The organism is Desulfoscipio sp. XC116 (assembly GCF_039851975.1).
GTDB lineage: Bacteria > Bacillota > Desulfotomaculia > Desulfotomaculales > Desulfallaceae > Sporotomaculum.
Window position 1 is genome coordinate 1946268 of record NZ_CP156660.1, and the last position, 17814, is coordinate 1964081.

The following is a 17814-nucleotide window of genomic DNA, read 5'->3' on the forward strand; positions in this document are numbered from 1 at the left end:
GTTAAGGGGGCCATAGCAATCTGTGCATTTCCATACCTCCTCATTTTCCGTGAGTTATTTCGGCAGGCTTCAATAAGCAGGTCTCCTGGCTTGGGTTCACCGCCGGCCTGAACCTTCCCGGGTAATCAAAACCCCAGTGGCATCTTTTCAGGCGGACTCTCCCTCACAGTGGCGGAACCGCGCCGGATTTGCACCGGCTTCCCTTTTCAATCTTGCTTTACGCAAAAATCACTTATTGAAAAATAATTATACAATTTTTAATATTTTTAGCTTATCATTGTGGGAATGTTTTTCAATACATAAACAATAAGTTAATGAAATTACTTGGAAATGATGTACATCTTGCCGGTTTTGGAATCCTGATACACCATGCCTTTGGATTCAAAGCCTTTCGCAAAGGTTCCGTCTTTGACCGCCTCTTCCAGTCCATTAACCTCCTTCAGATCTTCCTGTGAGATTACTTCCATTCCCTTGGTTAAATCTATACCCCAGTAAAGGACGATTGACAGCATCAGCCCGCAGGCAAATACCAGCATGGCATCCACCAGATTGACGATGCCGTCCAGGGGATTGATCTCTTCTCTGTGCAATCGTGATCTGCGCCTGCCGCTTAAGGCGCTATTTCTGATCATCCGGCGCCACCTCCTCCAGGACGCACTCCATAACCAATTCAAAATTGGTCAGGTAATCATCGTACCAGCGCTTGCGGATGTTTGAAATGACATAACTGACGGCGGCGGAGCTGACCCCTGCAATGGCGGTATCAAATGCCACGGAGAGGGATGCCGACAAAGTGGCCGTGTCGCCTTCGCCCAGGGCTACGATGCCGGGTCCCAGCGGGATCAAAGTGCCAAGCAGACCGAACATGGGTCCCAGCTTGGCCGCCAGGTCCGTGAGTGCCGTTGTCCTTTCGTACTTGTCCTCCTCTGTCGCCAGGAGCCTCTGCGCCATGGCAATTAAAAATGTCCGGGGCATCGGGCTTGACTCTATCAGCAGGTACAGGGCTTCTTTTTGCCGGCGAATAAGTCCGCTGTTTTCTATAATCTCTCGCAGATGCGCCGGACCACCTTTATGAATGTCCTTGATCATGGCAAGGACATCCATTCTTGCCTTGCGTCTTTCGGTAAACAGTTCCATCAGCAGGTCGCCCAGCTGCCATACGGAAATTACTATAAGTGAAAGCAGCACAATCAGGCAGGGCACCAAGAGTCCCTGGCCGATCAAGTGCAGAATGTCGCTTAACGAAAAGTTCATTTTGTCTCCCCTCTAATAGTAAGCCTCACAAGTAGTAAGCCTTACAAATCTGCTGCATTTTTAAAAAGAAGGCTGGGAAACCAAACCAGGCCTGTTTTATCATTTTCCCCCGGGCTTTCTTTAGGTCCCCCGCATTCCATTCAGCCGAAAGCGGGGAATCCGGTATAGCCGTTGTTGCGTCAAAATCATAGGCCCTGGTTCCTTCCGCTTTTCTGTAACACCCGGCAGAACTGTGCCGGGTATCTCCCTCGGCATCCCTTACAGGATCGATTGCCGGTGTGCCGCCTCTTTTAACCGTGCCGTTTTCCGCCACCTTCCTGGTGCTCGCGGTCTCTATTGCGCCCGCAAACGCCATTAATTCCTGTTCTTTTCTTTACGGTTTTCCACCCCTCTTTCTGTCTCATCGCCCAAGGTTGTTCGGGAACTATTTTGTTATATACATGAAAAAAACCCCCGCCTTTCACATGAAAGAACAGGGACTCGATTCTACCACAACATTTTCCCTGTGCTAATTCTTTCCGCGGAAGAATCGTTGCACAACTACTCAGGCAGGTTTCCTGACTTATGGATCAGCATTTTCTTCTTTTATTCATTCCCGCCCGCGTTACCTCGCAGTGGCTTGTCCTGAAGAAAATTACCCATTTACAGTGGCCGGACCGTCCGGGATTCACACCCGGTTCCCCCGTTTTCGGGCTCTCCGAAACACCGGAATAGTTATTTATTTAATTGATTGATTGCCATATTAACGGCAAATGTGTTGTCTTCCAAATCTATTGATTATAATAAATATTAAAGCATTTTCACATTTTTTTGTAAAATTAGCTATTTGCACTATTATCTTGCTTATTTGCATCTTTTTTATGTTTGTTTTATTTATTTTTATGAAAATCGGGTCTCTTTTTAGGAAATCGGAGTATCTGTAAAAAAGTTTGTTAAAAATTTTTTACAGAAAAACATTGAGGCTTGAATCCCAGCCCCGGATATTCACTTATATAAACGAAAATATAAAACGAAGGAGTGAATTTTTCATGCCAAGACATATAATTTATCGCAATGAAGCCGCAAAGAAGCTCTTGGTATCCATTCTTCCGAAAAGCAGTTTTAAACGATTGCCTTTTTTGCGATAAGTGAGAAAAAATTTTTTTCGGCTTACCGGACCATTACTTTTTCCGGATTTTGTGTTAAAATTGCTTGATAAAACTTTACTGTTGCCGCTCGGATTCAGTAAGTAATTCACTGGCCGGGATGCCGAAGAATTGCTCCAACCTGCGCTGTAATTTCCCTGAAGGATTAGAGCGACAGTTTACGATATAACTAATCATTTGTCTTGACACACTAACTGCCTTACCCACTTCTGTTGGTGAGATCCCTGGATATATACCGGTGATGTGCGAAAAAATGAACAAATTCGGGCTCCGGGAACGTACCCGGAAACGTATTGTACCTTTAGGTGAAAGGAGCGAATACTCATGGACAACGACAAATTTCAAGACTTAGTGCTTCAGCAATTTCAAATCATCACAGGCGAACTCCAGTCCCTAAAAGAAGGCCAGGTTCGTATGGAATTCCGTATTGGTAACCTTGAAGAAGGCCAGGCCCATATGGAATCCCGTATGGACAAGCTTGAGAAGTCCCAGGACATACTGGCAACAGAAGTCATGGCCATAAAATCCAAGACAAACGAAATTGACACCAAATTAACCAAGCTCTCTGTGCGCGTCGAAAATGAAATCGAACCCAAAATCAACACCCTCTTTGAAGGCCACAAGCAGCACACTGAACAACTAACCCGCATAGAAACCCAGGTTAGCCAGCACGAAGAATTTATTTTAAAACGAATTAAGTGAAAAGCTGCCTAAGCCAGCCGTTAAATCCCCTTTGTGATTTGTCCGGCTTGCATCCGAACAGCTCCGGAAAACCCTGAAAATTAAGGGGCAGTTATAGAATTTTACTGTCTTACCCCGGAAAATAAAAAAATCCGTAAGGCTTTAATATTTCCAGCCTTACGGATTTTTTTAAAGTTATTAACTGGTCGGAGCGACACGACTTGAACGTGCGGCCTCTACCACCCCAAGGTAGCGCTCTAGCCAAACTGAGCTACGCCCCGCCGATATCTTTTATTCGGTTGCAATAGCTATTATATATTTAGGTTACTTAAAAGTCAAGAAATTTTGTTTTCCTAATCGTGGCTATTCAACATTTTTTATTGTACAAGCACGCTGCGAGCTTAACAATCATAAAATATATAACCTATTGCATAAAAGGGGGAATGTGTGTTGCCCGGATTCTGGACCCTAGCGGTGGCGTCGGTAATCCAAGGGATCATGTTGCTTGTCTCATATGTGGCGCAGAATAGTTTTCCCAAGCCACTAACAGAGGAGGAGGAACAACTTTACCTGGAGAAATTGGCGCTGGGGGATGAAAACGCTAAGGAAGTGTTAATTGAACGCAATCTCAGATTAGTAGCCCACATTATAAAAAAATTCGAGAACAGTGGTGATGACTTTGACGATTTAATTTCTATTGGTACTATTGGCTTAATCAAAGCAGTGAATACATTTAATGTCGAAAAATCTGCACGATTGGCCACTTATGCTTCCAGGTGTATTGAAAATGAGATATTAATGTATATGCGCTCTAAGAAGAAAAAACGCTCGGAAATGTCTTTGTACGAGCCGATCGGCACGGATAAGGAAGGTAATGAAATACATTTCCTGGATGTACTTAGCACAGATGCCGAAGCGGTAGCTGAGATGGTTTCCCGCACTCTGGACAAAGAACAGTTATGGAAAAAGCTAAAAAAACTTCCCCCCCAGGAGAGAAATGTGTTGGTATTGCGCTTCGGCTTGCGTGGTAAAGGTCGCAAAACGCAGAAGGAAATCGCGAAAAAATTGGGTATCTCCCGTTCCTACGTAAGTAGAATAGAAAAGAGGGCCATTGATCGCTTATCGGAGCAATTTATGGCCGAAGCTTAAGTGATATAAAAATGCCGATTTTTAAATAACCATTGACAGACTATGCTTGCACAATCCTATCAAAAAAGGGTCAGCCATCCCTCTATGCTGAGGGAATGCTGACTTTTTCCTTGTCTTTTTATAGGAATATTTGTCTATTTAACGGATAGGATATGGTATACATCTTAAATACTTCATGGACGGAGATGATCCGTTTGCAATACAACATATCACAACCTGAATTAAGAAACCTTATTGTCGGGGCGGATACAAAAATACCTTTAACAAATAATACATATGTAACAGCAGTTAACTTTGATAATGCGGCATCTACCCCACCGTTCTTTCCGGTCGTGCAGGAAATTAGTAATTTTGCCCCCTGGTATTCTTCAGTCCACCGGGGGACAGGTTATAAATCAATTGTATCTACCCGGGTTTATGAAGGCGGCAGGCAGGCTATCAAAGATTTTGTAAAAGCGGACAAAGACAAGGATGCTGTTATCTATACGAGGAATACCACAGAATCCATCAATATGCTGGCTTATTTATTGTGTGAAAATGATAAAAGTCAGGTAATTCTATCTACATGGATGGAACACCTATCCAATGACTTACCCTGGAGAGGTAAATTTACGGTTGATTATGTGGAAACAGATAATTGCGGCAGGCTGCGTTTGGATGACCTGGAAAATAAACTGCAAAAATACAGCGGTAGAGTTAAACTGGTAACGGTTACGGGAGCCTCTAATATTACAGGCTATGTTAACCCTATTCATGAAATAGCTAAGATAGTTCATAAACACGGCGCTAAGGTGCTGATTGACGGCGCACAATTAGTCCCGCATGTAACGGTTGATATGAAGCCATTTAATTCACCGGAACATATAGACTACCTGGTCTTTTCCGCGCATAAAATGTATGCTCCGTTCGGGGTGGGAGTACTTATTGGCCCCCAAGAAATTTTTGCCGAAAAGGAGCCGGTATATAAAGGCGGCGGAGACGTTAAACTCGCAACACACCGGTCTATATATTGGGAAGAACCCCCTGCAAAGAATGAGGCCGGTTCTCCCAATGTTATTGGGGTGGCCGCGTTAACTGCCGCTGTAAAAACCATGCAAAGCATTGGTATGGAACGGATTGAAGCATATGAAAATGCTTTAACCAACTACGCTTTGGATAAATTGAAAAACCTGCCTCATATTGATATATATACCCACAGCCAAATTGACAAAAGAAAAGTAGGTATTATACCTTTTAACATCAGGGGGGTACATCACGAATTAACAGCCAAAATACTTTCCGGTGAAGATGGAATCGCGGTACGAAACGGTCTGTTTTGCGCGCACCCATACGTCTTAAGGTTGTTAAACTTGACTCCTAATGATATAAAGTATTTTGTCAATCATCCTGATGTGCCTTTCCCCGGTCTGGTAAGAGCCAGCTTTGGGCTGTATAACAACAGTCTGGAAGTGGATAGATTTATCACAGCTCTGCAGAAAATTATCGCTAATAAAAGCTATTATACAATGAAATACGGTACCGGCGGATAAATTAAATTGGCACACATTTCACCATATGCCGCCCGTTATATGCCAATTAACTATATGTCAATTAACATTCTTTTCGCCTACTATCCCTTACCATTCCAGCAGTACGTACAGATTTTATCATTGTCTATACCGATTGCGTTAAGCATATCATTTAAGTTTTGGTATTTTAGCGTTGAAAAGTTGAGTATCTTTCTAATGCAATTCACCATACAATTGTATCTTTCATTTGTCGGATCACAATATGCTGCAAATGAATGCGGTTCTTTTCCTTCAAGTTCAATAATAGCTTGTCGTGCTACAAGGTCCATTTCCGAGCGTGAAGTTGAAAAATTTAAGTATTTACAGCCAAACACAAGGGGCGGGCAAGCCGATCGGATATGAACTTCGTGTGCGTTGAATTTATACAGCAGATCCGCTGTTTTTCGCAACTGTGTGCCGCGAACAATCGAATCATCACAGAAGAGCAGGCGTTTACCGGAAACCAGTTCGGGTATAGGCATCAGTTTCATTCTTGCGACAAGATTCCTTATAGTTTGATCCTGGGGCATAAAACTTCTGGCCCAGGTTGGGGTATATTTTATAAAAGGACGTCCTAAAGATATTTTGGATTGGTTTGAATAACCGATGGCATGTCCAACGCCAGAGTCAGGTATTCCGGCAACCATATCGATTTCCACATTGTCGTTTTTAGCCAGGGTTGCACCATTTCTATAGCGCATAACCTCCACGTTCATTCCCTCGTATGTAGAGGAAGGGTAACCGTAATAGACCCATAGAAAAGCACAAATTTTCATTTTATCCCCGGGGGGAGCAATCTTCTCAATTCCATCCGGTGTCAAAAAAATAATTTCCCCCGGGCCAAGTTCGTATTTGAAGCTATATCCCAGGTTTGTAAAAATACCGGATTCAAAGGAAACGCAGTATCCAGCTTCCTTTTCACCTACTACCAGGGGTGTCCTGCCAAGTTTATCTCTGGAAGCATAAATTCCCTGCGGTGTTAAAATCAATATCGAGCATGATCCCTCAATCAGTTCCTGCGCTTTTAATAAACCGTTCTTGAAGGAGTTTTCTTGATCAATAATTACAGACACAAGTTCAGTAGGATAGATAGCGCCCCTATTTGTTTCTAAAAAATGGGCATGTTGATTAGCAAATGTTTTATCGACTATTTCATATAAGTTATTGATTCTTCCCACTGTACTGATGGCATACTGACCAAGGTGTGAACGCACGGTCAAAGGCTGAGGTTCTGTATCGCTTATGCATCCTATACCCATATTGCCTTTTAAATTCGACAGCTCAGATTCAAACTTTGCTCTGAACTGAGTATTTTCGATGTTATGAATAGCTCTATTAAAACTTTTTCCGCTCCACACCGCTATCCCGCCCATACTGGTTCCCAGATGTGAATGATAATCTGTACCAAAATAGACGTCACTGATACAATCATCTTTTGAAACAACACCTAAAAATCCACCCAAGCAGCTACACTCCTTAAAAAATAGTTTGACAGGCTAATATTAGTGTATTCTTGGCCCAATATCAATAGAAAAACAAAAAATATTATAACTATTCATGAGCGCAGCGCTAAGCTTAAAAAGTTCTCGGTACTTTCAATAATAAAAAAACACCCCTGAAGGGTGTTTATCTTAGAAATTTTATGGTTATATCAGGCATATATTTTTGTAATGCAGCAAATGGTTCGGCTGTAAATTTCTGTTCGTCGTTTAACATCTCTTCCAATGCTCTTTTTTCTACAATCGCGTATGGTTTAATAACACCCATAGGATGGTGAATTTCCGATGCAGCCATACCAATTTGAACATCCCCAATATCTAAACCATTTAATATGAAAGTGTATTCACCTATAACCGTCCCGTTTTCCGTTACCTGCATCCCTACCTTATTTCTTTTGTCTAAAAAACAGTTATTTAGCATGCCGAAAATATGTGGGTGTTTTTGAATAAGAGAATCTAAAATTCTTTTACGCATAGGAACTAATTTTTCCTTAATTAAAGTATCAAGTTCACTCATAAGAACCCTCCTTTGATAAACTGACTAAGATATAGTTCCAACAATACTTGCCAATTATGCAATGGAATATGTTCCAATTAAACCAATTTACCATAAAGCCATATCGTTTATACAAATAAACCAAAAAAATTACAGAAAAGTATTGACTATTACTGCTACAGTTGGTAACATTTACTTGCATTCAGATATTTTGTCGAATGTTGATATATTTAAAATTGAGGAGGGGAAAGTATGTTGAAATCAACAGGCATTGTAAGAAGAGTGGACGAGCTTGGCCGGGTGGTTATTCCAATTGAACTGCGCCGTACCATGGGCATTGATGTAAAAGATGCTCTGGAAATATACGTCGATAGTGAAAAGATTATACTTAAAAAATACGAACCTGCCTGCGTGTTTTGCGGTGACGCTGCCGACGTGCATCATTACCGTGGTAAATTGGTTTGCCGCAGCTGTGCCAAGGACATGTTTGAAAACGCCAAAGCTATTTAATTAAATTCGTTCTGGTTATTGACAATCAATTAAATAAATTGATAAACTAACATAGTACAATAATAACCAAATAAATAAGTGCTCTTATCCGGAGTGGTGGAGGGACTGGCCCCGTGAAGCCCGGCAACCAGCTTTCAGTTTAAATGAAAGTATGGTGCTAATTCCTGCAGAAGTGAAGCTTCTGGCAGATAAGAGGTGCAGATGTTATGCAAACCTCTTCTATGCTTGGAAGAGGTTTACATTTTGTCACCGGCGGAGCACAAAAATGTGGAGGTGTGTTGCGTAAAATGGCAGTGGAAAAAACTTTCCAGGAGATCAACGAACGGATTAAAAAAGGCCAGGCCGTAGTGGTAACCGCTGAGGAACTGGTCAATATGGTTAGAGAAAAAGGAGTAACACGTGTTACATCCGAAGTAGATGTGGTGACAACAGGAACATTCGGCCCTATGTGCTCTTCCGGCGCCTTCTTAAGCTTGGGTCATTCCAAGCCGCGTATTAAAATGCATAAGGTTTGGCTGAACGATGTGCCGGCCTACACTGGCATTGCAGCTGTTGATGCCTTTATCGGGGCCACCGAGGTACCCGAAGATGATCCTTTAAACAGCGTACACCCCGGTGAATTTCGATATGGCGGAGGTCATGTCATCCAAGACCTGGTAGCCCGCAAGAAGGTGCGGCTTAAGGCTACCGGCTATGGCACGGATTGTTATCCCCGCAGAGAGATTGAAACTGAAATTACCATTGACGATATTAATGAAGCTATACTCTTTAACCCGCGCAATGCTTACCAGAACTATAATTGCGCCGTCAACTTAAGCTCCCGGACCATCTATACTTATCTGGGCATGCTTAAAGCCAACCTGGCCAACGCGCACTACTCTACCTCAGGACAGCTCAGCCCTCTTTTGAAAGACCCTGCGTTTAAAACTATCGGAGTGGGCACGCGCATTTTCCTGGGCGGTGGCACTGGTTACGTGGTCTGGAACGGCACTCAGCACTTTCCGGGAGTCAATCGGGACGATAAAGGTCAAAGCTACGGCCATGCCGGCGCCACCCTGTCCGTATTGGGTGATTTAAAGCAAATGAGCCCGCGCTGGCTGGTGGGTACCAGCATGCTTGGTTACGGCGCCACATTAACGGTAGGCATAGGTATACCCATACCGCTGCTTAATGAGGAAATCTGCCGTTACGCGGCGGCCGGAGACGATGAATTATACGCTCCCATTATGGATTACAGCGATGCGTTTCCTAATCTTATTTCGTCCAACCTGGGCTACGTCAGCTATGCTGAACTGAAGAGCGGTAAAATAACGGTTAACGGCAAAGAAATACCTACAGCGCCGATGTCCAGCTACCCGCGGGCCCGGGAAATAGCAGATACGTTAAAACAGTGGATTCAAAAAGGCGACTTTTTACTGGGTGAACCGGTACAGCTATTGCCTAATGCGGATGCGGAAATCCCGGTCAATACCTTGAAGGGTTAATTTTTGCGCAAAAAGGAGCGTGTGGAAATGTCCTCAAAAAAAGTGGTGCTGCGTTTCGGCGCCGATATTGCGGATCAACCTATCATATATAAGCTGGTAAAAGATTACGATTTGGTTATAAATATACTAAAAGCCAATGTGAACCCCCAGAAAGAGGGAACTTTGGTTATGGATATAACAGGTGCGAACACGGAGCAAGGTATTGAATATCTGCGTCAGTTGGGTGTACAGGTGCAGTCGCTAACGGAACAAATTATTCAAAACGAGGAAAAATGCGTGAGCTGCGGCGCCTGCACCGATATTTGCCCATCCGGAGCCCTGTACATGGAAAGGCCCGATATGGTGGTGCGATTCAACAGCGACCGTTGTGTAGTTTGCCATTTATGTGTAAAAGCATGTCCCATGAAAGCTATGGAGGTTCGTTTTTGAAAGAATACACGGAACGATCTTACAGGCTGCTGCATCGGCAGCAGGACCTGGTGTTTTTTCAAATCACCGTTAAAGAAACAGACTTGGATGTAGGCGTTTCCCGTGCTAAGCTTACTGCGGGGCTGGTGGAAGGCGCGGAACAGGAAATAATCAGAGTACGCTCACAGCTGGAAAAATACATTGCAACAGACCAAACTTTTTTGCGCACGTTAAAACCGTATTTACCCGGTCCGGACGCCCCCGAGATCGCCCGGGTTATGGCCAGGGCCGCTTCCACCGCCGGCACCGGCCCCATGTCCGCAGTGGCGGGCGCTATCGCACAGCACGTAGGAGTGTACTTGGCCAAGCGCTGCCGGGAAGTGATAGTTGAAAACGGCGGTGATATTTATCTGCGTTCCGAATGTACGCGTAAGATTGGTATTTTTGCCGGAACTTCACCGTTTACCAATCGATTGGCCATAGAAATTGAGCCCCACCGCACGCCGCTGGGTATTTGTACTTCTTCAGGCACCGTCGGTCATTCTTTGAGCATGGGTAAAGCAGATGCGATGGTAATAATGGCGCCCTCGGCGGTACTGGCCGATGCCGTGGCCACGGCCGCAGGCAATCTGGTGCAAAACGAAAATGATTTGCAGAAAGCTGTGGAATTTGCTATGAGCATTAATTCAGTTACCGGTGCACTGGCCATAAAGAACGACCGGCTGGCAGTTGCCGGTGCCGTTAAGTTGACACCTGTATGAAATACCGGGCATCATATACCGTCCTGAAACTGCTGAAAACCGAACCGCATTTCGGGGTAAGCGTCCCGCTTTTTCTGAAGAACTATTTTTCTCCCTTGATCTATTTTTCTCCAATTAAGAAAGACCGCCCGGATACCATACATGTGCGTTCCGGACGGTCCTTTTTTAATCTTGATTATTGCATTGCTGCCGGCGTCTTTATGCAAGTGCTAATTAACCTTTTTATTATGTCCTTCCCATTCTTTGGCCCGCAGCTTATACTTCATGATTTTACCGGTGGATGTTTTGGGCAGTTCTCCAAATTCAATTTCCTTAGGCACTTTGAACCGGGCTATCCTTTCCCGGCAAAATTCCAAAATTTCCTCTACGGTGGGACTGGCACCTTCTTTTAAGGTAACAAAAGCTTTGGGCACCTCACCCCATTTTTCGTGGGGTACGGCTACTACCGCCACTTCCAGCACATCCGGATGTTGATAAATGGCATTTTCAACTTCTACTGTGGAAATATTTTCACCACCACTGATGATAATATCCTTCATGCGGTCTTTAATCTCCACATAACCGTTGGGATGGGTGACAGCCAAGTCGCCGCTGTGAAACCAGCCGCCACGGAAAGCATGTTTCGTGTCCTCGGGTGAATTATAATAGCCGGCCATCACATTATTACCCCGCATGACTATTTCACCAATAGTTACCCCATCATGAGGCACCGGTTCCATAGTGTCTGAATTTACAACATCCATATAAACAGCAACAATATAAGGGACGCCTTGTCTGGCTTTAATTACCGCCCGTTCCTCCAGGCCCAAATCATCCCACTGGGTCTGCCAGGCACACACGCTGTGCGGTCCGTAAACTTCAGTCAGGCCATAAGTCTGTATTACGGTACAACCGACGGATTCCATATTTTTAATAACGGTAGGCGAGGGCGGAGCGCCGGCGGTCATTATATTAAGATGTCTTTTCATGTGTATATCACCGATGCCCTTGTAGTTGGACATGCCGATAAGTACAATTGGCGCGGCGCAAAGATGCGACACTTCATGCTCCTGGATTTGCTTATATATTTCCTCCGGCACTACTTTTCTTAAACACACATGGGTACCTCCTATGGCAGTGATACCCCAGGTAAAGCACCAGCCGTTGCAGTGAAACATGGGCAAAGTCCAAAGGTAGGTGGTGGAAAAATCGCACTGGAACTCCAATAACTCTCCCAATGCGTTTAAATATACCCCCCGGTGGGTATACAAAACTCCTTTGGGCTTGCCCGTGGTGCCGCTGGTATAATTCAGAGTTATAGGCTGCAGTTCATCATCCACGCCAAAGAAAAACTCCGCGGGTTCCACGGATATGAACTCTTCGTAGTCGGGACCGTCAAAAGCCTTGGGCTGTACATCACAAATATTGACGATTTTTATATCTTCTATTTCGCCCAGTATAGGTTTAATAACACCGGCAAATTCGGTATCAATAAACAGCATTTTACTTCCCGAGTGCTTTAGAATATAAGCAACCTCCTGGGAAGCCAAGCGAATATTTACGCTCACCAGTACTCCGCCGACCAAGGGAACCGCGTAATGCGCTTCCAAAAGGGGCGGCAGGTTCGGGCAAAGAAAGGCCACCTTATCCCCTTTTTCTATCCCCTGTTGTTGCAGGGCAGTGGCAAAACGCTGCACCCGGTCTTTAAATTCAGCATATGTGAACTTCTGGTTATTATATATAACTGCTGTTTTCTCAGGATATACAAAAGCGCTTCTTTCCAGAAAGCCTAACGGTGATAAAGGCTCATAATTAGTTTCTCTCATAGTACAAATCCTCCTTATATTAAATGCATTATTGCTGGCGATGCTGCCAGAGTCCGACAATAACAAATTCAGTGTTTTTTATTGGTAAGCTAATTGGATACATTAAAATAAATCCAGGCACATTTGTTAATAATAAATTGCAACAATTATGCCACAATTCTAAATTAATTGAAACTTAATGTACTATTTTAAAATCCAGCAAGATAAAAGAGCAATATCAAGTCAGTAAAAGCATTATGTAATAAAACATTTTACAAACTTTGCCCTGATAACTCAAAAGAGATGAGCACTTTAAGGCCATAGTGTATATTAATGCATACAATTAATGTACACTATTGTGGTCACAAATTTTAATCTTAATTCTTTATAATATCAATGATCTTTTTGCCACTTCCGCCATGAGCGCATAGCCCTTGTCGTTAAGATGACACTCATCATAGAAGTACTGTCCATCACCCCGGTCTGTTCCCGGTATGCATAGCGGTGTATAATAATCAATCAGCATAATAGATTCGCTAACCGCGTAATTTCGCAGCCAATTCCTGTAACGGGCCAGCCAGTTATTCATCTTCTCCATGCCAAATGGTATAAAGGCGCCCTTCTCTTCGGGGTCGGGACAGAGGGGTGTGGCCAGACCCAACACAGGTACAATACCATGCTTCCTGCTTAGCTCTATCATCTTGCGCACATTATGCTGTACTGAGACTAAATCCAACTGCAGCCAGGCATCATTGGCGCCGCCCAGTATGTGCACATGCGTTGCATTTGATGCCGCGACATACCGTTCATAACGATGCAGCATATCCAAAGTTGTATCACCGTTAACGCCGCGATTAACTAAATTTAATCCCGAACGTCGTTGCAGGTGCCCTACCCAGGAAAACTCGGGACCCAGGGGATAGCCAAAGGTGATGCTGTCGCCAAGGCAAATAATAGTAGTGGTCATACTTTTCTGCTCCTTAAGTTATGGATATGTTTGGTAGTTATTTTGACAGCCAGATAAGTCAAAACCAATACCAGCGCCGCCACGGGTGCCCGGTCATTAAAATAACCGGCTATAGCGGGCCAATTATGGCCAAATAACATACCCACCGATATATTGAAAGAAACCCAAATTACAGAGAATATTGAGTTGTACAATAAAAACCTGGTTGGCTTAAGCCCACTGACTCCGGCCATATAGGGAGTTAGGTTGCTCATCATGGGTACAAATCTGCCTATGATAATAAACACAGCCGCCGACTGCTCCATCCAGCGGCGGGCCTTCTCCCATTTGTTAAAATTTACGCGCAGAAATTTGCCGTAGCGGTGCAGCACGGGTTCCCCCATGTATTGTCCAATATAAAACGCCGCTAAAGCACCCATATTAAAGGCCAGCACCGCCACTAAAAACACGCTGTAAAAGTTAAGCCGGTTCTGGTTGACCAAAAAACCGGCAAACATTATCATTAACCCACCGGGAAAGGGCAGACCCAGCGCCTCAATAATCAAACCGGCCCATAGCCCCCCCAAACCCAGTGTGTCTACATAGTTGGCCAGGAAATCTTGCACGTAAAAATCGCCTCCTTGCATTTATAGCATAACCTGCAACAAGGCGGTTATTTCAAGAAATCACATAATGTTGCCACAGCCGCAAAAAACGTTCAGTCAAAGAGGTATTGTATTAGCCGTAACAGCTATACTGGCACCGAAAAAAACTATGCTCGGTCGTCACCGGTATGGGGTCGGCAGTTTTGGGGAGTATTTCATCAAATTCCAGGACTTTCGCTTCTATATGTGGGAAGCTGTTATTTTTACTTCAGGTGGGGTATAATCCCCAGCTGAAGTCCCGATGTTCAGCTTTAGCTGAACGAATTCACTACAGAACTTTGGCCGTGCCTTTATACACCAGGCCGCGTTGACCGTCCACGGTGACCACTTCACCATCGGGAATTATCCTGGTGGCTTCCTCTACCCCTACGATGACCGGAATGCCAAATTCCAGGCCCACAATGGCCGCATGAGAGGTTAACCCACCGGTTTCCGTAATCAGCGCGGCCGCTCTTTCAATAGCCGGGATAAAATCACGGTCGGTGTCATGGGTTACCAGTACGCTGCCATCTTCCATCTTTTCTTCAGCCTCCCGGGCTGTATTGGCCACACACACTTTACCGGTCACCGAACGCTTGATGATACCGATGCCCCGGGCCAGAATATCACCTACGGTATGTACTTTAATAAGGTTGGTGGTGCCACGCACTCCCACCGGCACACCCGCGGTGATTACAATTAAATCCCCGGCCTGAATTAACCCGGCGGCCAACGAAACTTCCACAGCCGCGGATATCATGCTGTCGGTATCCTCCGTACGCCCCACCAGCAGAGGCTGCACCCCCCAAACAAGCGCCATTTTGCGCAGCACCGTTCTTTTGGGGGTCACGGCAATGATAGGAGCCTGCGGTCTGTACTTGCTGACCATTTTGGCGGTATAGCCCGACTCTGTGGAAGTAATGATGGCCGCCGCTCCCAGATCCAGGGCTGTGGACACGGTAGAATGGCTGATGGCGTCCGTAACGGTTTTAGACAGCACCCGGCGCTTATTCTTAAGCAGTTCATCAAATTTAATAGCCGATTCGGCCCGGGCGGCAATGCGGGCCATTGTCTCCACTGCCTCCACCGGATATTTGCCCGCGGCGGTCTCGCCGGACAGCATCACCGCATCGGTGCCATCCAGTATGGCATTAGCCACATCGCTGGCCTCAGCCCTGGTGGGGCGTGGGTTCCTAATCATTGATTCCAGCATCTGGGTGGCTGTAATCACCGGCTTGCCCACCTGCTTGCATTTTTCGATGATGGTTTTTTGAATCAGCGGCACTTCCTCCGGAGGTATCTCTACCCCCAGATCGCCCCGGGCCACCATAATGCCGTCTGAGACCTCAATAATTTCGTCAAGGTTGTTCACGGCTTCCCGGTTCTCGATTTTGGAAATTATGTCCATATGCCCGCCGTTATCCTCAATGATTTTGCGGATAGTGAGTACATCATTGGCCCGGCGCACAAAAGAGGCGGCTACAAAATCAAAGCTGTTCTCAATGCCAAAAATAATGTCCCTCTCATCCTGTTCAGTGATAGCCGGCATTTTTACGTAAACGCCGGGCACATTGACCCCTTTTTGGCTGGTAATTTCACCGCCGTTCTCCACGGTACAATCAATTTCATCTCCGGCTATGTTATCAACTCGCAGGGCAATCAGTCCGTCGGATATGAGCACCCGGTCATTCGGTTTAACATCCTTGGGCAGTCCCCGGTAGCTCACCGGCAGTATCCGCTCATTACCCTTAATTGCCTCGGTGGTCAGGGAAACCGTATCGCCTGTGTTAAGCCGTACAAAATCTTTTTCCAGATAACCCAGCCGTATTTCCGGCCCCTTCGTATCCAGCAATGTAGCGATATTCTTGCCTACATTGCCGGCCGCCAGGCGGACCGCGGCCAGCCGGCGGGCATGATCATTATGGGTGCCGTGGGAGAAATTCAGCCTGGCCACATTCATACCGGACAGTATTAATTTTTCCAATGTTTCCGCTTTCTCACTTGCCGGTCCGATAGTGCATACTATCTTGGTGCGCCGCAATATAATCCCTCCTATATGGACAATATATTCGCCAGGTTATATATCTCGAGATCAATAGGCCTTTTGCCTTTGAATGCGGCATCCAACGAGCAAGCCACTATTTTTCCGCCCGCCATACCCACCATATGTTTGCGGCAGCCCTCCATGAGCATCTCTACCGCTTTAGCGCCCATCCGGCTGGCCAATATGCGGTCAAATGCCGTAGGGGTACCGCCTCGCTGCAAGTGGCCTAAAATAGTCACCTTGGTTTCCAGCCCGGTTTTTTCCCTGATCTGTTTGCCCACGTCAAGACCGCTGGCAGCGCCTTCCGCCACAATGATAATACTGTGTAATTTGCCTCGTTTGTAGCCGCGAATTAATTTATCACACACTTCGTCTATACTGTGTCGCAGCTCCGGTATCAGTATGGATTCCGCGCCCCCGGCCAAGCCGGCCATTAAAGCGATATACCCGCTTTCACGGCCCATTACCTCGAGAATAAACGTTCTTTCATGAGAAGTGGCGGTGTCGCGAATTTTATTGATCGCTTCCACTACGGTATTGATGGCGGTATCAAATCCTATGGAATACTCGGTTCCGGTGATATCATTATCTATGGTCCCCGGCACGCCGATTGCCGGCAAGTTATATTCACTATTAAATATATCCGCCCCTTTAAAGGAACCGTCACCGCCGATAATCACCAAACCCTGTATACCAAAGCGCTGTACATTGGCAAATGCTTTGGCTCTGCCCTCGGGAGTTTTGAATTCCTCCGACCGGGCAGTACGCAATATGGTACCGCCCCGGTGAATAACATCCGCCACCGAGCCTAAATTCATCGGCCCCATATCGGCTTCAATAAAACCGCTGAAGCCCCTTTGTATACCGATTACCTCCAGACCGTGATAAATAGCCTTTCTGACCACGGCCCGGATAGCGGCGTTCATGCCGGGGGAGTCACCCCCGCTGGTTAATACTGCGATACGCTGCACAGCTGCTCCTCCTTTATGCGGCTTACGCTAAACGGCTTCTTGATAATATTGATTTATTATATTAACAATAATACTTTTTACTATCACAACTTAAATATGCAGCCAGTTTTTCGCCAATATTGCGCAAAGTACATTTTGTACGCCTTATGGCAGGCATATTAAAAAAATATCCAGAGCATTACCCTGGATATTTTGCGGACTTTAATAATTTAAGCTTGGCCGGTGCTTAAATTACCGTGCTTGGTCATTATTTCGGCCCGTCCGCGTATCTTAATAGCCGAAGTATGCTGAGTAAACTGAGCAATCATTATTTCGCCCTTATCCAGCTTTTCGGAATGGTGGAACTTTGTATCACGCCCGCGGGTAAGTCCAATGATAGTTACCCCGTTTTCCAGGGCTTTAATAACAATGTATTCACCGGTTGTCTCATTATATTCACTCATGTTTTCACCTCATAGAAATTACCTTATTCTAGCAGTCATAATAACACA

General features: G+C 45.3%; 19 protein-coding genes, 1 tRNA gene and 3 riboswitches. Of the genes, 7 read left to right on the top strand and 13 right to left on the bottom strand.

What is annotated here, in order from left to right; translation table 11 throughout:
• Positions 1-57 precede the first annotated feature (57 nt).
• A riboswitch (cobalamin riboswitch) is annotated at positions 58-251 on the bottom strand.
• Positions 252-320: 69 nt separating this feature from the next.
• From ABDB91_RS09240 to ABDB91_RS09255, 4 genes are all read right to left on the bottom strand, one after another.
• Positions 321-632 carry a hypothetical protein gene (locus ABDB91_RS09240; RefSeq protein WP_347491303.1) on the bottom strand — a complete coding sequence of 104 codons (312 nt, stop codon included), beginning with the start codon at positions 630-632 and terminating at the stop codon, positions 321-323.
• On the bottom strand, positions 619-1254 hold the full coding sequence (locus ABDB91_RS09245; protein ID WP_347491304.1) for a MotA/TolQ/ExbB proton channel family protein: 636 nt from the start codon (positions 1252-1254) through the stop codon (positions 619-621). Before ABDB91_RS09245 ends, ABDB91_RS09240 begins: the two co-directional genes overlap by 14 nt.
• A 25-nt stretch (positions 1255-1279) precedes the next feature.
• Entirely contained in the window at positions 1280-1609 is a 330-nt protein-coding gene (locus tag ABDB91_RS09250) for a hypothetical protein (protein ID WP_347491305.1), read from the bottom strand.
• A gap of 174 nt (positions 1610-1783) precedes the next feature.
• Positions 1784-1979, bottom strand: a riboswitch (cobalamin riboswitch).
• A gap of 477 nt (positions 1980-2456) precedes the next feature.
• On the bottom strand, positions 2457-2744 hold the full coding sequence (locus tag ABDB91_RS09255; RefSeq protein WP_347491306.1) for a helix-turn-helix transcriptional regulator: 288 nt from the start codon (positions 2742-2744) through the stop codon (positions 2457-2459).
• Here ABDB91_RS09255 and ABDB91_RS09260 point away from each other — a divergent pair.
• Entirely contained in the window at positions 2724-3101 is a 378-nt protein-coding gene (locus ABDB91_RS09260; protein WP_347491307.1) for a hypothetical protein, read from the top strand. The genes ABDB91_RS09255 and ABDB91_RS09260 overlap by 21 nt on opposite strands.
• Positions 3102-3283: 182 nt before the next feature.
• Here the strand turns inward: ABDB91_RS09260 and ABDB91_RS09265 are convergent.
• A tRNA-Pro gene (locus tag ABDB91_RS09265) sits at positions 3284-3361 on the bottom strand.
• Positions 3362-3530: 169 nt separating this feature from the next.
• Between ABDB91_RS09265 and sigK the strand changes: the two genes are divergently transcribed.
• Positions 3531-4229 (top strand): RNA polymerase sporulation sigma factor SigK, encoded by a 699-nt coding sequence (sigK, locus tag ABDB91_RS09270; RefSeq protein ID WP_347491308.1) that lies wholly within the window; start codon positions 3531-3533, stop codon positions 4227-4229.
• Positions 4230-4423: 194 nt separating this feature from the next.
• Entirely contained in the window at positions 4424-5758 is a 1335-nt protein-coding gene (locus tag ABDB91_RS09275) for an aminotransferase class V-fold PLP-dependent enzyme (RefSeq protein ID WP_347491309.1), read from the top strand.
• Between the two features lie 80 nt (positions 5759-5838).
• On the opposite strand, the gene ABDB91_RS09280 is transcribed toward ABDB91_RS09275, so the two are convergent.
• Entirely contained in the window at positions 5839-7239 is a 1401-nt protein-coding gene (locus ABDB91_RS09280) for an amidophosphoribosyltransferase (protein ID WP_347491310.1), read from the bottom strand.
• A 163-nt stretch (positions 7240-7402) separates the two neighbouring features.
• Positions 7403-7792: a hypothetical protein gene (locus tag ABDB91_RS09285; RefSeq protein ID WP_347491311.1), complete on the bottom strand. Its 390-nt coding sequence runs from the start codon at positions 7790-7792 to the stop codon at positions 7403-7405.
• Between the two features lie 231 nt (positions 7793-8023).
• Here ABDB91_RS09285 and ABDB91_RS09290 point away from each other — a divergent pair, with 231 nt between their 5' ends.
• The 4 genes from ABDB91_RS09290 (at position 8024) to ABDB91_RS09305 (ending at position 10934) form a co-directional block, all read left to right on the top strand.
• Complete coding sequence (locus tag ABDB91_RS09290; protein ID WP_347491312.1) at positions 8024-8281, top strand: AbrB/MazE/SpoVT family DNA-binding domain-containing protein; 258 nt, start codon at positions 8024-8026, stop codon at positions 8279-8281.
• Between the two features lie 81 nt (positions 8282-8362).
• Positions 8363-8476, top strand: a riboswitch (SAM riboswitch).
• Between the two features lie 92 nt (positions 8477-8568).
• Positions 8569-9765, top strand: coding sequence for a homocysteine biosynthesis protein (locus tag ABDB91_RS09295; RefSeq protein WP_347491571.1), 1197 nt, complete (start codon positions 8569-8571; stop codon positions 9763-9765).
• Between the two features lie 27 nt (positions 9766-9792).
• On the top strand, positions 9793-10194 hold the full coding sequence (locus ABDB91_RS09300; protein WP_347491313.1) for an NIL domain-containing protein: 402 nt from the start codon (positions 9793-9795) through the stop codon (positions 10192-10194).
• The gene (locus tag ABDB91_RS09305; protein WP_347491314.1) at positions 10191-10934 is read left to right on the top strand and encodes a UPF0280 family protein; all 744 of its coding nucleotides are present in this window, start codon (positions 10191-10193) and stop codon (positions 10932-10934) included. The genes ABDB91_RS09300 and ABDB91_RS09305 overlap by 4 nt, the downstream gene beginning before the upstream one ends.
• 209 nt (positions 10935-11143) lie before the next feature.
• Here the strand turns inward: ABDB91_RS09305 and ABDB91_RS09310 are convergent, their stop codons facing one another.
• The 6 genes from ABDB91_RS09310 to mtrB form a co-directional block, all read right to left on the bottom strand.
• Entirely contained in the window at positions 11144-12739 is a 1596-nt protein-coding gene (locus tag ABDB91_RS09310; protein ID WP_347491315.1) for an acyl--CoA ligase family protein, read from the bottom strand.
• A gap of 364 nt (positions 12740-13103) precedes the next feature.
• Positions 13104-13685 carry a GDSL-type esterase/lipase family protein gene (locus ABDB91_RS09315; RefSeq protein ID WP_347491316.1) on the bottom strand — a complete coding sequence of 194 codons (582 nt, stop codon included), beginning with the start codon at positions 13683-13685 and terminating at the stop codon, positions 13104-13106.
• Positions 13682-14290 carry a DedA family protein gene (locus ABDB91_RS09320; RefSeq protein ID WP_347491317.1) on the bottom strand — a complete coding sequence of 203 codons (609 nt, stop codon included), beginning with the start codon at positions 14288-14290 and terminating at the stop codon, positions 13682-13684. Before ABDB91_RS09320 ends, ABDB91_RS09315 begins: the two co-directional genes overlap by 4 nt.
• 307 nt (positions 14291-14597) lie before the next feature.
• A complete protein-coding gene (pyk, locus tag ABDB91_RS09325; protein WP_347491318.1) occupies positions 14598-16349 on the bottom strand; it encodes a pyruvate kinase in 1752 nt (583 codons plus the stop codon).
• Between the two features lie 11 nt (positions 16350-16360).
• Complete coding sequence (gene pfkA, locus ABDB91_RS09330) at positions 16361-17323, bottom strand: 6-phosphofructokinase (RefSeq protein WP_347491319.1); 963 nt, start codon at positions 17321-17323, stop codon at positions 16361-16363.
• 209 nt (positions 17324-17532) lie between these two features.
• Positions 17533-17766, bottom strand: coding sequence for a trp RNA-binding attenuation protein MtrB (gene mtrB, locus ABDB91_RS09335; RefSeq protein WP_347491320.1), 234 nt, complete (start codon positions 17764-17766; stop codon positions 17533-17535).
• Positions 17767-17814: the final 48 nt, after the last annotated feature.

Coding starts and splice junctions, on each gene's coding strand:
- ABDB91_RS09240 (WP_347491303.1), bottom strand. CDS start 632: ATGATCAGAAATAGCGCCTTAAGCGGCAGGCGCAGATCACGATTGCAC.
- ABDB91_RS09245 (WP_347491304.1), bottom strand. CDS start 1,254: ATGAACTTTTCGTTAAGCGACATTCTGCACTTGATCGGCCAGGGACTC.
- ABDB91_RS09250 (WP_347491305.1), bottom strand. CDS start 1,609: ATGGCGTTTGCGGGCGCAATAGAGACCGCGAGCACCAGGAAGGTGGCG.
- ABDB91_RS09260 (WP_347491307.1), top strand. CDS start 2,724: ATGGACAACGACAAATTTCAAGACTTAGTGCTTCAGCAATTTCAAATC.
- ABDB91_RS09285 (WP_347491311.1), bottom strand. CDS start 7,792: ATGAGTGAACTTGATACTTTAATTAAGGAAAAATTAGTTCCTATGCGT.
- ABDB91_RS09290 (WP_347491312.1), top strand. CDS start 8,024: ATGTTGAAATCAACAGGCATTGTAAGAAGAGTGGACGAGCTTGGCCGG.
- ABDB91_RS09295 (WP_347491571.1), top strand. CDS start 8,569: ATGGCAGTGGAAAAAACTTTCCAGGAGATCAACGAACGGATTAAAAAA.
- ABDB91_RS09300 (WP_347491313.1), top strand. CDS start 9,793: ATGTCCTCAAAAAAAGTGGTGCTGCGTTTCGGCGCCGATATTGCGGAT.
- ABDB91_RS09310 (WP_347491315.1), bottom strand. CDS start 12,739: ATGAGAGAAACTAATTATGAGCCTTTATCACCGTTAGGCTTTCTGGAA.
- ABDB91_RS09315 (WP_347491316.1), bottom strand. CDS start 13,685: ATGACCACTACTATTATTTGCCTTGGCGACAGCATCACCTTTGGCTAT.
- mtrB (WP_347491320.1), bottom strand. CDS start 17,766: ATGAGTGAATATAATGAGACAACCGGTGAATACATTGTTATTAAAGCC.